Here is an 11,863-nt window from a genome sequence, read left to right on the forward strand (position 1 = left end):
GCAGATCCTGTCACGCTGGCGATCCTGACGACCCCGCCGCCCTGACCAACGCCAGCAGCTCGTCGCCATAATGTTCGAGCTTCTTGTCGCCGATCCCGGGGATGTCGCGGAGTTGTCCGAGCGTTGACGGACGTGCGGCCGCGATGCCGTCGATGGTGGTGTCGTGCAGCACCACATAGGCCGGCACGCCGCGCTTGCGCGCCACCTCCGAACGCCACGCCCGCAAGCTCGCGAGCAGGGGTGCATCGACTGCCTGGCCCGGCCGCGCAACCAGATCGCCACGCCGCGATTTGCTTCGGATCGCGCGGGCGGCGTTCGCCGTCTCCTCGCGCAACATCACCGCGGTCTCGCCCTTCAAGACGCCGCGTGACGTGTCCGTCAGCTTCAGCGCGCCGAAGGCTTCGCTGTCGGGCGCAAGATGGCCCATCGCCACCAGCTGGCGCAGCGCGGCGCGCCACTGCTTCTCGTTGAGCTCGCGGCCCACGCCGAACACCGACAATTTGTCGTGTCCGAACTGCTTGACGCGCTCGGTCGCACGTCCCACCAGCACATCGATCAGGTGCATCGCCCCGAAACGCTGGCCGGTGCGATAGGCGCAGGACAGCAGCTTCTGCGCGATCACCTTGCCGTCGCGGACACGCGGCGGCGACAGGCAGTTGTCGCAATTGCCGCATCTCTCGCCTGTCGCGGTCTCGCCGAAATAGCTCAGCAGGCGCTTGCGCCGGCAGTCCGCAGCCTCTGTCAGCGCGATCAGCGCGTCGAGCTTGCGGATCGACACCCGCTTGAACGCCTCCGAACCGTTGGACTCGTCGATCATCCGGCGCTGTTGCACGACGTCGGAAAGACCGTAGGTCATCCAGGCGGTCGACGGCTTGCCGTCGCGGCCGGCGCGTCCGGTCTCCTGGTAGTACGCCTCGATGCTTTTCGGCAGATCGAGATGCGCAACGAAGCGCACGTCGGGCTTGTCGATGCCCATGCCGAACGCGACCGTGGCGACCACCACGATGCCGTCCTCGTTGATGAAGCGGTCCTGGTTGCGGGCGCGCACACTGGCATCGAGCCCGGCGTGATAGGGCAGCGCAGTGATTCCGGCCTCGGTCAGCGCGGCTGCGACGTCCTCGACTTTGGCGCGCGACAGGCAGTAGACGACGCCGGCGTCGCCGAGGTGGCGTTCCCTGATGAAGGATTTGAGCTGGGCCGGCCCGTTGTGCTTGTCGACGATCTCGTAGCGGATGTTCGGGCGATCGAAGCTCGCGACGAATTGCGGGCTGTCGACAAGCCCCAGTCGCTCCGCGATCTCCTCGCGGGTCAACTCGTCCGCGGTTGCGGTCAGCGCGATGCGCGGCACGTCGGGAAAGCGCTCCGCAATTACCGACAGCCCGATATATTCGGGGCGGAAGTCATGCCCCCATTGCGACACGCAATGCGCCTCGTCGATGGCGAACAGGGCAATGTCAGCGCGATCCAGCAGGGCGAGGCAGCGCGGCGTGACGAGCCGCTCGGGCGCGACATAGAGCAGATCGAGATCGCCTGATATCAGCCGTCTTTCAACCTCGTCGGCTTCCTCCCGCGACAGCGTGGAGTTCAGCACCGCGGCGTTGACGCCGGCCTCGAGCAGGCCGGCGACCTGGTCGCGCATTAGCGCGATCAGCGGCGAGACCACGATGCCGCAGCCTTTGCGCAGCAGCGACGGCAGTTGATAGCACAGCGACTTGCCGCCGCCGGTCGGCATCAGCACCAGGCAATTGCCGCCGTCCGTGACATGCCTGACGACCGCTTCCTGCGCGCCGCGAAAACCTGACAGCCCGAACACCGAATTGAGTACGGCCAGCGCGTTTGCGGCCGTCTCGGTCGTGGCGTTATCGGCTGAGGCCATGGTGAGGACGGGGCAAGCGACTGACGGGGTGTCTCACGGTCAGGAAAGCCAACGCGGCCGTGCCGCGTTGGTCGTCTCTCTGCTGATGCTTAGCCCAGCCGCTTGACGGCCGCTTCCACTGCCGCCTCGGCGGTGATGCCGAAATGCTTGTAGAGCTCCTTGTAGGGGCCGCTCTCGCCGAATGAATGCATGCCCACGAAGATGCCGTCCTGGCCGATCACGGCGTCCCAGCCCCAGCGCACCGCGGCTTCGATCGCAATCTTGACCGGCGCCTTGCCGATAACAGCGGCCTTGGTGTCGGCCGGCTGCTCCAGCAACAGCTCCAGCGAGGGGACCGAGACGACACGGGCGGGAATGCCGCGCTCGGCCAGCTGCTTCTGTGCGGCCACCGCGATTTCGACCTCCGAGCCGGAGGCGAACAATGACACTTTTGCGTCACCCTGCGCTGCGACCAGCTCATAGCCGCCGCGCGCGCACGGGCTCTCTGACGGCGCCGAGGTGCGCAGCTGCGGCAGGTTCTGCCGCGTCAGCGCCAGCACGGTCGGGCCGTTGGTGCGGTTCAGCGCCAGCTCCCAGCATTCAGCGGTCTCGATCGCGTCGCAGGGGCGGAACACGCGCATGTTCGGGATCGCGCGCAGCGCCGCGAGATGCTCGACCGGCTGGTGAGTCGGGCCGTCCTCGCCGAGGCCGATGGAATCGTGCGTCATCACATAGACGACGCCGGCGCCCATCAGCGCCGCCAGCCGCATGGCGGGCCGCGCGTAATCGGAGAACACCAGGAAGGTGGCGCCGTTCGGCGTGAAGCCGCCGTGCAGGAAGATGCCGTTCATGCACGCGGCCATGCCGTGCTCGCGGATGCCGTAGTGGATGAAGCGGCCTTTCGGCGTCTTGGCGGAGAACGAGACCGCCGATTTCGCCTTGTTGTTGTTGGAGCCGGTGAGATCGGCCGAGCCGGCGACGAACTCGAACGGCATCGCGGCGGCGATGACCTCGATCGCGGCTTCCGAGGATTTGCGCGTGGCGACGTTGAGCGGATTTTCCAACAACGCCTTCTTGTGATCCTTCAGCGCTTTCGCCAGCGCCGCAGGACGCTCATGACGCAGCCGCCGCTCGAACTCGGCGCGCTTGCGCGGACCCATCTCGGCGAGCCGGCCTTCCCATTCGGTGCGCGCGGGCACGCCGCGGCGGCCGGCCTCGCGCCAGGCCTTCAGCACGTCGTCCGGCACGAAGAAGGCCTCCTGCGAAATGCCGAGCTTCTCTTTGGCGCCCTTCAATTCGTCGGCGCCGAGCGCCTCGCCATGGGCCTTGGCGGTGCCGGCCTTGGTCGGCGCGCCGAAGCCGATCGTGGTCTTGCACGCAATCAGCGACGGCTTGGAGGACTTCTGCGCACGGGTGATCGCGGCCTCGATCGCGGCGGGATCATGCCCGTCGATCAGCTCGGCCGCCCAGCCGCAGGCCTTGAAGCGCTTCACCTGGTCGACCGAATCGGCGATCGAGGTCGGGCCGTCGATCGAGATGCCGTTGTCGTCATACAGCACGATCAGCTTGTTCAGCTTCCAGTGCCCGGCCATCGCGATCGCTTCCTGCGAGATGCCCTCCATCAAATCGCCGTCGGAGGCCAGCACGTAGGTGTGGTGATCGACGATCTTCTTGCCGTATTCGGCCTGGAGCATCTTCTCCGCCAGCGCCATGCCGACGGCGGTCGAAATGCCCTGGCCGAGCGGACCGGTCGTGGTCTCGATGCCCTTGGTGCGGAAATTCTCCGGGTGCCCAGGGGTGAGCGAATCGACCTGGCGGAAGCGCTTGATCTGGTCGAGCGTCATCTGCTCATTGCCGGTCAGATACAGCAGCGCATAGAGCAGCATCGAGCCGTGGCCGGCGGAGAGCACGAATCGGTCGCGGTCGGGCCAGGCGGGGGCTGCGGCATCATATTTCAGGAAGCGCGTGAACAGCACGGTGGCGACGTCAGCGGCGCCCATCGGCAGGCCGGGATGGCCCGATTTGGCCTTCTCGACGGCATCCATCGCGAGCGCGCGGATGGCATTGGCCATGCGGGAATGTTCGACCTGCGTCATGATGGGGATCCGTCTTGAAATGAGGTGCCGATTGTCGAGGAGCCGCCGGTATTGGCGGGTGGTGGGGCGATTTGCCGGCTGGATAGCACCTCGGTTCCGGGAGTGAAAGGCAGTCAAACGCGGAAACCACGCCCTCGTTCCGCAAAGCGGAACGTCGCGGGACCCGCGTTACGGGCAAAACACGGCTTTGCAGTGCATAGTTTTGTCCCGGCGTTGCGCTTGCCTCGCTTGGCACGTAAGGTTCTGCGCGTAAGCGCTTGCCGGATGACGGCTTTTGCCTTGTATCCGGGCGCTTGTCGAAGGGCCCGCATTCGACCCCATGAGTGATCATCCCGCCAACGCCGTCGGACAGGTGGAACCCGCCGCTATCGAGCTCGAAGCGGCGACCCGTCGTCTGATGGGGGCGCTGGATGCATTGGAGAGCGCGGTGGAGCGGCGGCGCGAGGCCGACCGGGACGAGGACGAACTGGCGACGCGGATCCAGGCGCTCGGCGCCGATCGCTCGCGCCTCGCCGACGAGCTCGATGGTTCCTTGATGAAATCGCGCAAGCTCGAGCGCGCCAATCGCGAGATCGCCGAACGGCTCGACGTCGCCATCGGCACCATTCGAGCGGTGCTCAATGGCGGCGGAGACCACGACGAGGATGCCGAGGAATGAGCCACATCAACGTCACCATCAACGGCCGGCAATATCGCATGGCCTGCGAGGAGGGCCAGGAGTTGCGGCTTCTGAAGCTCGCCGAGAGCCTGGAATCGCGCATCACGAATTTGCGCGGCAAGTTCGGCGAGATCGGTGACGCCAGGCTCACGGTGATGGCGGCGCTCACTGTCTGCGACGAATTGCTCGATGCGGGCCAGCGCATTCGCGTGCTGGAGGAAGAGCTCGATAGTCTGCGCAATGTGCGCAACGCCGCCGCCGATCGCGCCCGCGCGACGCAGGCCGCCGTGGCGAAAGCACTCAATGCCGCCGCCGAGCGCATCGAGAAGACGACGCAGGTGCTCAACCGCACCATCGGCGGTGGCGTCGCGATCGGGTGATCACACCGACGCGGATTGGTAATCACGAAATCCCGCAACACTGTAGCGCAGGCAAAGGTGCTGAGCGCCGCACCCGTCGACTCTCGAGTTATCACGATGGTGGGCACGCTTCGCTTTGCCCACCCTACACGACTGCCCATTGTGAGGCGCACGCACCGAAGCAATCCAGAAATCCTCGTGCAGTTCTGGATTGCGTCGCGGAGCCGGTCATCGGACCGCGCATTCACGTCACCCCCTTGGTTCGCATTGAGCTGTTGCAGGTGCCATTGAGGAAGGTGGAACTCCATTCTCGCGTGGGAGTCTGCTACAGCCTGAGACGTCCCAGAGCCGGAGCAAAGCATGTCGCCTTCGAATAATCCGTCCCAATTTCCCTCCCGCCTCGTCGATCGCTACGCCCTCGTCACCGGCGCGTCACAGGGCATCGGCCGTGCGGTTGCGATTCGCTTCGCGCAGGAGGGCGCGCACGTCGCGATCAATTATGTCGGCTCGCCCGAGGGCGCGGAGGACACGTTGGCGCGGGTGCAGGCGGCCTCGGCCGAGCGGGGACATGGCACGCGTGATCATTTCATCGTGCATGCCGACATCGGCGTCGAGGCCGATATCAATGCCATGTTCGAGACGCTGTTGTCGCGCTGGCCGCGGCTCGATTGTCTGGTCAACAACGCCGGTTTCCAGCGGGAATCGCCGAGCGAGAGGCTCGATGTCGAGACCTATCGCCAGATCATCGAGGTCAACCTTACCGGCGCCGTGCTCTGCGCCCGGCAGGCGCTGGCGCATTTCGTCACGCGCGCCGGCGGCGGCAACATCATCAATACCTCCAGCGTCCACCAGATCATCCCGAAGCCCGGCTATCTCGCTTATTCGATCTCCAAGAGCGCGCTGGCCGGACTGACGCGGACATTGGCGCTGGAATTCGCCGGCCGCGGCATTCGTGTCAATTCGGTCGGCCCCGGCGCGATCGACACCCCGATCAACGCCGCCTGGACCGATGATCCGGTCAAGCGCGCGTTGGTCGAGTCCCACATTCCCATGGGGCGGGTCGGTACGCCGGAGGAGATCGCTGCCGTGTTCGCGTTCCTGGCCTCGGATGAAGCCAGCTACATCACCGGCCAGACTCTCTATGCCTGCGGCGGCGTCTCGCTGTTTCCGGAATTCCGCGAAAACTGGGCGAGCTAGCGAGGACCTCGATCTCCGTGGGGATTTGAGGCTAAGACGGACTTGATGAGCGCCCCGATGAGGCGCAATGTGGGCGGATTGCTAACCGTCTGGTCAGCCTATGAATCTCGCGAGCGGTCGATCGATCAGCCGAGTGGTCCTGCCTCTGGCAGCGATTGTGATCGCTGCCAGCCTGGCGCCGCTCTACCTCATGGACCGGTTCACGCACCACGATCAGCCGGCCAGTGCCGGAGCGCCTACGGAGAGCAATGGCAGCGCTGCGGCACCGCCGGCCGCCACACAGCCGGACAGCGCGTCCGATCATGCCACCTCAGCGCTTGCCGGGGTGCAACAGCAGGCCCGCGAACTCGCCGCGACGTTGGGGCCCTCGCGCGCGCCCGCCGCGCCGGATGATGGCACCCCGTCCTTTGACGTCGTCAATGTCGATCCGACTGGCGCGGCCGTGGTCGCCGGCCGGGCGGCGCCCGGCGCCACCGTGGAGCTGTTACTCAACGGCGAACCGCATGATCGCGTCGTGGCCGATCAATCCGGGCAATTCGCCATGATCCCACCGCCGCTGCCGCCCGGGACCTACGATCTGACCTTGCGCGCCAAGCAGCCCGACGGCAAGGAGGTCACCTCCAAGCAGAGTGTCGCGGTGGTGATCGAGCCTGCCAACCAGGGCCGGAAACCCGGCGAGCGGCCGATGGTGGCGCTGATGACGCCCGACAAGCCCACGGTGGTGTTGTCGCGGCCCACGGCGCCGGCAGACAGCGTGGCGGTGGATGCCGTCGATGTCGATCCGAGCGGTAAGCTTCATGTCAGCGGCCGCGCGCATCCCGGGGCCGATGTGAGGCTCTATCTCAACAACAGCTTCGTTGCGTCTGCGACGGCCGGCGCCGATGGACTAGTCACCTTCACCATCAACGAAGGGGTGGTGCCCGGCAGCTATCGTGTCAGGCTCGACGAGGTGGACGCCAGCTCTGGCAAGGTTCGCTCTCGCGCCGAGGTACCGGTCGCGGTTCCCGAGAGCACGGCGTCGCTGCCGTTCGGCAAGTCCGGAGCTGCAACGGCGGACACCGTTGCCGCGCCGAAGATCGCGTCGGCCGATCGGTCCGGCTCCGTGGCGTCGGACGGCGGCAAGCCGTCGTCCGTGGTCGTGCCCAAGATCGCCAGCATCACCGTCTCCCGCGGCGACAGCCTCTGGAACATCAGCCGCAAGGCGCTCGGCGTCGGCGCTCACTACGCTGTCATCTACAACGCCAACCGGCAGCAGATCCGCAATCCCAACCTGATCTACCCCGGACAGATCTTCGTGCTGCCGAAGCGACCCTGAAGCTCCGTTCTCGAAGTTCGCATCAGGCCGCCGACTGTCCGCCTAAAGCGCGATGAGATGAGGGTGATTTGTCATCGCGCCTTAGGTTATTGTTTGAGCATGATCTTCGCGCAAACGCGTTCCGCGTTTGTCGCGAGGGAAAACCGCTTCGCACTTTTCCGGATCATGCTGTCATGAGAAACCAATCATGGTGAGAGAGGCCAACACGTCGGAGATCGATTGTCTCGCAGAGTTGTGGTTCGATGTCTGGCATCAATCGCATGCGCGACTATCGCCGCCTGACTTGGTCCGGTTCCGCACCCGGGAGAATTTTCGCGATAGGTTGCAAGCTGTGCTTCCGGATATTCGCGTCGTTGGTCCGCGCGACGCTCCCGTTGGTTTTTGCGCTTTGAAGGGCGATGAACTGTATCAGCTGTTCGTATCACCGCAGGCGCAGGGCTCGGGTGTCGCCGTGCGATTGATTGCCGACGCCGAGGCGCGGCTCGCAGAGCGTAGCGTCGAAATCGCACGGCTTACTTGCGCGATCGGCAATGATCGTGCGGCTCGCTTCTACGAGAAGAGCGGCTGGTGTCGCACCGGCACGATCGTCAACATGGCGGAGACGTCCGAGGGGCCGTATCCGGTGGAGATCTGGCGCTACGAGAAGCGATTGGCACCGTGACCTCAGGCTGACCCGATGGTGATGCCTTCGGCGTCACAGTCGCGGTAAGCATATCTCTGTGCGGTGATGATGCGATCGGTCTGATCGCATCGCACTCGGGTCGCGGCCCGCGAAACCTGTCACTCGATCGCCTCGGCGCTCTCGAGTTTTTCCCGCAGGCTGGTCATCACCCGTCCGACCGCTTCGAGGTCCTTCGTTGGAAGCCCCTCGGCCAGGGCATTGATCCAGGGCGCCTGCAGCTCCATCGCGGCTTCGAACGCCTGCCGCCCCTTGTCGGTGAGAACCACCAATTGGGCGCGGCGGTGATGCGGGTTGATCTCGAATGCGACCAACCCGTCCGCATGCAGGTCGTTGACGATCCGTTGCACGTTCTGCCGGTTGGCGCCGAGATCGCGCGCCAGCCACGCCACCGGCTGGGGGCGCTCGGCGGCGACGATCGCGCCGAGGATCTGCCAGCGCGCGCTGGTGAGGCCGAGCGGCGCGACCAAGCGGTCGCCGGCCGTCACGAGTTCTCCGCTGAGTCGGAACAGGTCGAGGATGAGCCCGCTCAGGGCGTCGCCGGCAGGGGTGCGTTTCGCTTTCTTCATTTGTCTCCATCAATCACGATTGACATCGTGTTGTCAAATTGGGTATGTATCCATCGTTTCGTAATGACATCATAGAACCAATATGACGGAGGTTTCCATGTCCATGATGCGTCCCCTCGACCCGGCATTTCCCATCGATCGTCAGCTTGCGATCGATGTTGAGCCTGTCGTGCTGGTCAACGTGTTCACGCTCGCGCCGGCCGACGAGCCGAGCTTCCTCGCGGCCTGGCAAGCGGACGCCGTCTTCATGAAGCGGCAGCCCGGCTTCATCTCCACCCAGCTGCATCGTGCGCTCGGTGACAGCCCGACCTATCTGAACTACGCGGTGTGGGAGAGCACCGCCCATTTCCGCGCCGCCTTCGGCCATCCCGAGTTCAGGGCGAAGCTTTCGGACTATCCGGCCTCCGCTGTCGCGACGCCGCATCTGTTCCAGACCGTGGCGGTGCCCGGCATCTGCGTTGCCTGAGGGTGTCATGAAGAGGCTGCATCCGATCGCCGGCACGGTTGCGATTCTCACGATCGCGACCTTCTGGCTCTCGACCGCATGGTCGGAGCTGAGCGGGTCCGAACAGCTCATCGCTCTGGTCAAGATGACAATCCCCTGGGGCTTTCTCTTGCTCATTCCAGCACTGGCCGCCACCGGCGCGACCGGATTTGCGCTGGCGAAGGGGCGGCGTGCCGGTCTGGTTGGCGCCAAGCTCAAGCGCATGCCGTTCATTGCAGGCAACGGCATCCTCGTCCTGATTCCCTGCGCGCTATTCCTTGCTTCCAAGGCGCGCGCCGGCGAGTTTGATGCGGCCTTCTCCATCGTGCAGGCGTGCGAGCTGGTCGCAGGTGCCGTCAATCTCACGCTGCTCGCACTCAACATGCGTGATGGTCTCAAGATGAAAGGCCGGCTGCGCCGCGCCCCTGCGTAGTCCGGGCGCGGTCTCGTTTCAGGCGTAGGGGTCGATCAGCTTCTGCTGCTCGGCGCTGTGCTGCACCAGCATGTCGATGAAGACCCTGACCTTGGCCGAGACGTGGTGCCGATGCGGGTAGACCGCGATCATGGACAGTTCGACCGGACGATAGTGGGGCAGCAGGCGGACCAGCCGGCCGGCCTCCAGATCATCGCTCACCAGGAAACCCGCGGCCAGCACGATGCCGACGCCATCGAGAGCTGCCCGTCGCAAGGCCTCGCCGCTGTTGGACACCAGGTTGCCCGCAATCCGCACTGAGGCCTTGTGCCCGTCGCGGTGGACGAAGCGCCATTCGTCGCCGAACGGGTAGTTGACGTGACGGACGCAGTTGCGGTCGGACAGTTCGGCGAGCTCCTGCACGCGCCCATGCGTCTCGGTGTAGCCTAGCGAGCAGCACAGCACGTGTCGCCACGTGGCGAGATTGCGGACGATCAGGCTGGAGTCGGACGGCGTCGTCATCCGCAGCGCCACGTCGAAACCTTCGTCGATCAGATCGACGCTGGTCTCTCCCATCATCAATTCGACCTTGAGGTCCGGATGGGCCGACAGCAGCCGGGTGACGACGGGAGCGATGAACGGCACCATATGGGTCGCGGAATGGACCCGCAGCGTGCCGCGCGGCGTCGCCTGCAAGGCGCCGGCGATATCGTCGGCCTGTTCCAATTCGGCGAGGATCTGCGCACTGCGCTCGTAATAGGTCTTGCCGATCTCGGTGAGACTGACCTTGCGCGTGGTCCGGTTCAAGAGCCGGACGCCGAGCCGGTCCTCCAGCGCCTGGACATGGTTGCTGACCATCGTGGTCGACATGTTGAGGCGCCGGGCCGCAGCCGAAAAGCCGCCGGTGTCGACCACCCCGACGAAGGCAGTCAGGCTGGCAAAGCGGTCCATATAGGTCCTCCAATTATCCGCTCTGGCTGGATAATCCTTTCGGTTTCGCCGGGATTATCACGGAAGGCGAGACACTGCATCTATGGCGGCGGGGGTGGCGCATTCGAGCAGCGCGCCGTTCCGGAGGATGCCATGTCGAACCTCACCTATGTCGCTGAAGCGAAAGAAGAAACCACTGTCCGCCCGTCGCGGGCCGCGATCAAGCGGGCAGCGCTGGGGCTGCTGCTCGCGCTCGGCGTGGCTGGCGCGGCGCACTACGGCTACGATTATCTGACCACCGGCCGGTACCTCGAATCGACCGACGACGCCTATGTGAAGGCGGATTCCACCATCGTCGCTCCGAAAGTGTCGGGCTACATCGCCGCCGTGCTGGTCAGCGACAATGAGAAGGTCAAGGCCGGGCAGATCCTGGCGCGGATCGACGACCGCGATTTCAAGGCGGCGCTCGATCAGGCCCGCGCCGATGTTGCCGCGGCCGACGCCTCCGTCCACAATCTCGATGCGCAGCTCGAGCTGCAGCAGCAGGTGATCGCGCAGGGCGGCGCCGACGTTGCCGCGGCGCAAGCCAATCTCCAATTCGCGCAGGAAGAGCGCGCCCGCTACGACGAGCTGATGAAGTCGGGCTCCGGCACGGTGCAGCGCGCGCAGCAAACCGACGCCGCGCTGCGGGCCGGCAGCGCTCAGCTGCAGCGCGCGAAGTCCGGCCTCGCAGCCGCGCAGCGGCAGGTCGACGTGCTCACCACCGAGCGTGCCAAAGCGGTGGCGCAGTTGGCCCGCGCGCATGCTGTCGAGCAGCAGGCCGCTCTGAACCTGTCCTATACCGAGATCACCGCGCCGGTCGATGGCACCGTCGGGGCGCGCTCCTTGCGCGTCGGGCAATTCGTGCAGGCCGGCACGCAGCTGATGGCGGTGGTGCCGCTGGATGCGGTCTATGTGGTTGCGAATTTCAAGGAGACCCAGCTCACGAATGTGAGGGCCGGCCAGCCGGTCGAGATCAGCATCGACGGCTTCCGCGACCACACCCTGCGCGGCCATGTCGACAGCCTGTCGCCGGCTAGCGGGCTCGAATTCGCGCTGCTGCCGCCGGACAATGCGACCGGCAATTTCACCAAGATCGTGCAGCGGGTGCCGGTGAAGATCGTGCTCGACGATCACGGCCTGAACGGGCTGTTGCGTCCGGGCATGTCGGCTGAGCCCACCGTCGATACCAAGGCCACCGTGCTCGCCGCGCGCGATGACGCCAAGCGGCTGGCCCGCAACGCGTCACGGCCCAACGGCGGCTGACATT

General features: G+C 65.5%; 12 protein-coding genes. 8 read left to right on the top strand and 4 right to left on the bottom strand.

Going from position 1 to position 11,863, the window contains the following annotated elements; all coding sequences use genetic code 11:
- Positions 1-10: 10 nt before the first annotated feature.
- Both recQ and tkt read right to left on the bottom strand, forming a co-directional pair.
- Positions 11-1,876 carry a DNA helicase RecQ gene (gene recQ / locus ACQR1W_RS26560; RefSeq protein WP_434853583.1) on the bottom strand — a complete coding sequence of 622 codons (1,866 nt, stop codon included), beginning with the start codon at positions 1,874-1,876 and terminating at the stop codon, positions 11-13.
- Between the two features lie 89 nt (positions 1,877-1,965).
- Positions 1,966-3,951 carry a transketolase gene (gene tkt / locus ACQR1W_RS26565; protein ID WP_434853584.1) on the bottom strand — a complete coding sequence of 662 codons (1,986 nt, stop codon included), beginning with the start codon at positions 3,949-3,951 and terminating at the stop codon, positions 1,966-1,968.
- 319 nt (positions 3,952-4,270) lie between these two features.
- Between tkt and ACQR1W_RS26570 the strand changes: the two genes are divergently transcribed.
- The 5 genes from ACQR1W_RS26570 (at position 4,271) to ACQR1W_RS26590 (ending at position 8,141) form a co-directional block, all read left to right on the top strand.
- Positions 4,271-4,609: a DUF4164 domain-containing protein gene (locus tag ACQR1W_RS26570; protein WP_434853585.1), complete on the top strand. Its 339-nt coding sequence runs from the start codon at positions 4,271-4,273 to the stop codon at positions 4,607-4,609.
- On the top strand, positions 4,606-4,989 hold the full coding sequence (locus ACQR1W_RS26575) for a cell division protein ZapA (protein WP_008974566.1): 384 nt from the start codon (positions 4,606-4,608) through the stop codon (positions 4,987-4,989). Before ACQR1W_RS26570 ends, ACQR1W_RS26575 begins: the two co-directional genes overlap by 4 nt.
- Before the next feature lie 339 nt (positions 4,990-5,328).
- Positions 5,329-6,165 carry an SDR family oxidoreductase gene (locus tag ACQR1W_RS26580; protein WP_434853586.1) on the top strand — a complete coding sequence of 279 codons (837 nt, stop codon included), beginning with the start codon at positions 5,329-5,331 and terminating at the stop codon, positions 6,163-6,165.
- Positions 6,166-6,298: 133 nt separating this feature from the next.
- Entirely contained in the window at positions 6,299-7,480 is a 1,182-nt protein-coding gene (locus tag ACQR1W_RS26585; protein WP_434853587.1) for a LysM peptidoglycan-binding domain-containing protein, read from the top strand.
- Positions 7,481-7,667: 187 nt separating this feature from the next.
- A complete protein-coding gene (locus ACQR1W_RS26590; RefSeq protein WP_434853588.1) occupies positions 7,668-8,141 on the top strand; it encodes a GNAT family N-acetyltransferase in 474 nt (157 codons plus the stop codon).
- 119 nt (positions 8,142-8,260) lie between these two features.
- Here ACQR1W_RS26590 and ACQR1W_RS26595 read toward each other — a convergent pair whose 3' ends face one another.
- The gene (locus tag ACQR1W_RS26595; RefSeq protein WP_434853589.1) at positions 8,261-8,728 is read right to left on the bottom strand and encodes a MarR family winged helix-turn-helix transcriptional regulator; all 468 of its coding nucleotides are present in this window, start codon (positions 8,726-8,728) and stop codon (positions 8,261-8,263) included.
- Positions 8,729-8,825: 97 nt separating this feature from the next.
- Here ACQR1W_RS26595 and ACQR1W_RS26600 point away from each other — a divergent pair, with 97 nt between their 5' ends.
- Complete coding sequence (locus ACQR1W_RS26600) at positions 8,826-9,194, top strand: antibiotic biosynthesis monooxygenase family protein (RefSeq protein WP_008974561.1); 369 nt, start codon at positions 8,826-8,828, stop codon at positions 9,192-9,194.
- Positions 9,195-9,201: 7 nt separating this feature from the next.
- A complete protein-coding gene (locus ACQR1W_RS26605; protein ID WP_434853590.1) occupies positions 9,202-9,645 on the top strand; it encodes a hypothetical protein in 444 nt (147 codons plus the stop codon).
- A gap of 18 nt (positions 9,646-9,663) precedes the next feature.
- On the opposite strand, the gene ACQR1W_RS26610 is transcribed toward ACQR1W_RS26605, so the two are convergent.
- A complete protein-coding gene (locus ACQR1W_RS26610; protein ID WP_434853591.1) occupies positions 9,664-10,575 on the bottom strand; it encodes a LysR family transcriptional regulator in 912 nt (303 codons plus the stop codon).
- A 132-nt stretch (positions 10,576-10,707) separates the two neighbouring features.
- Between ACQR1W_RS26610 and ACQR1W_RS26615 the strand changes: the two genes are divergently transcribed.
- Positions 10,708-11,859 carry an HlyD family secretion protein gene (locus ACQR1W_RS26615; RefSeq protein ID WP_434853592.1) on the top strand — a complete coding sequence of 384 codons (1,152 nt, stop codon included), beginning with the start codon at positions 10,708-10,710 and terminating at the stop codon, positions 11,857-11,859.
- Positions 11,860-11,863: the final 4 nt, after the last annotated feature.

Origin of the sequence: Bradyrhizobium sp. HKCCYLS1011, from assembly GCF_051167795.1 — a bacterium.
In the GTDB taxonomy this organism is placed as follows: domain Bacteria; phylum Pseudomonadota; class Alphaproteobacteria; order Rhizobiales; family Xanthobacteraceae; genus Bradyrhizobium.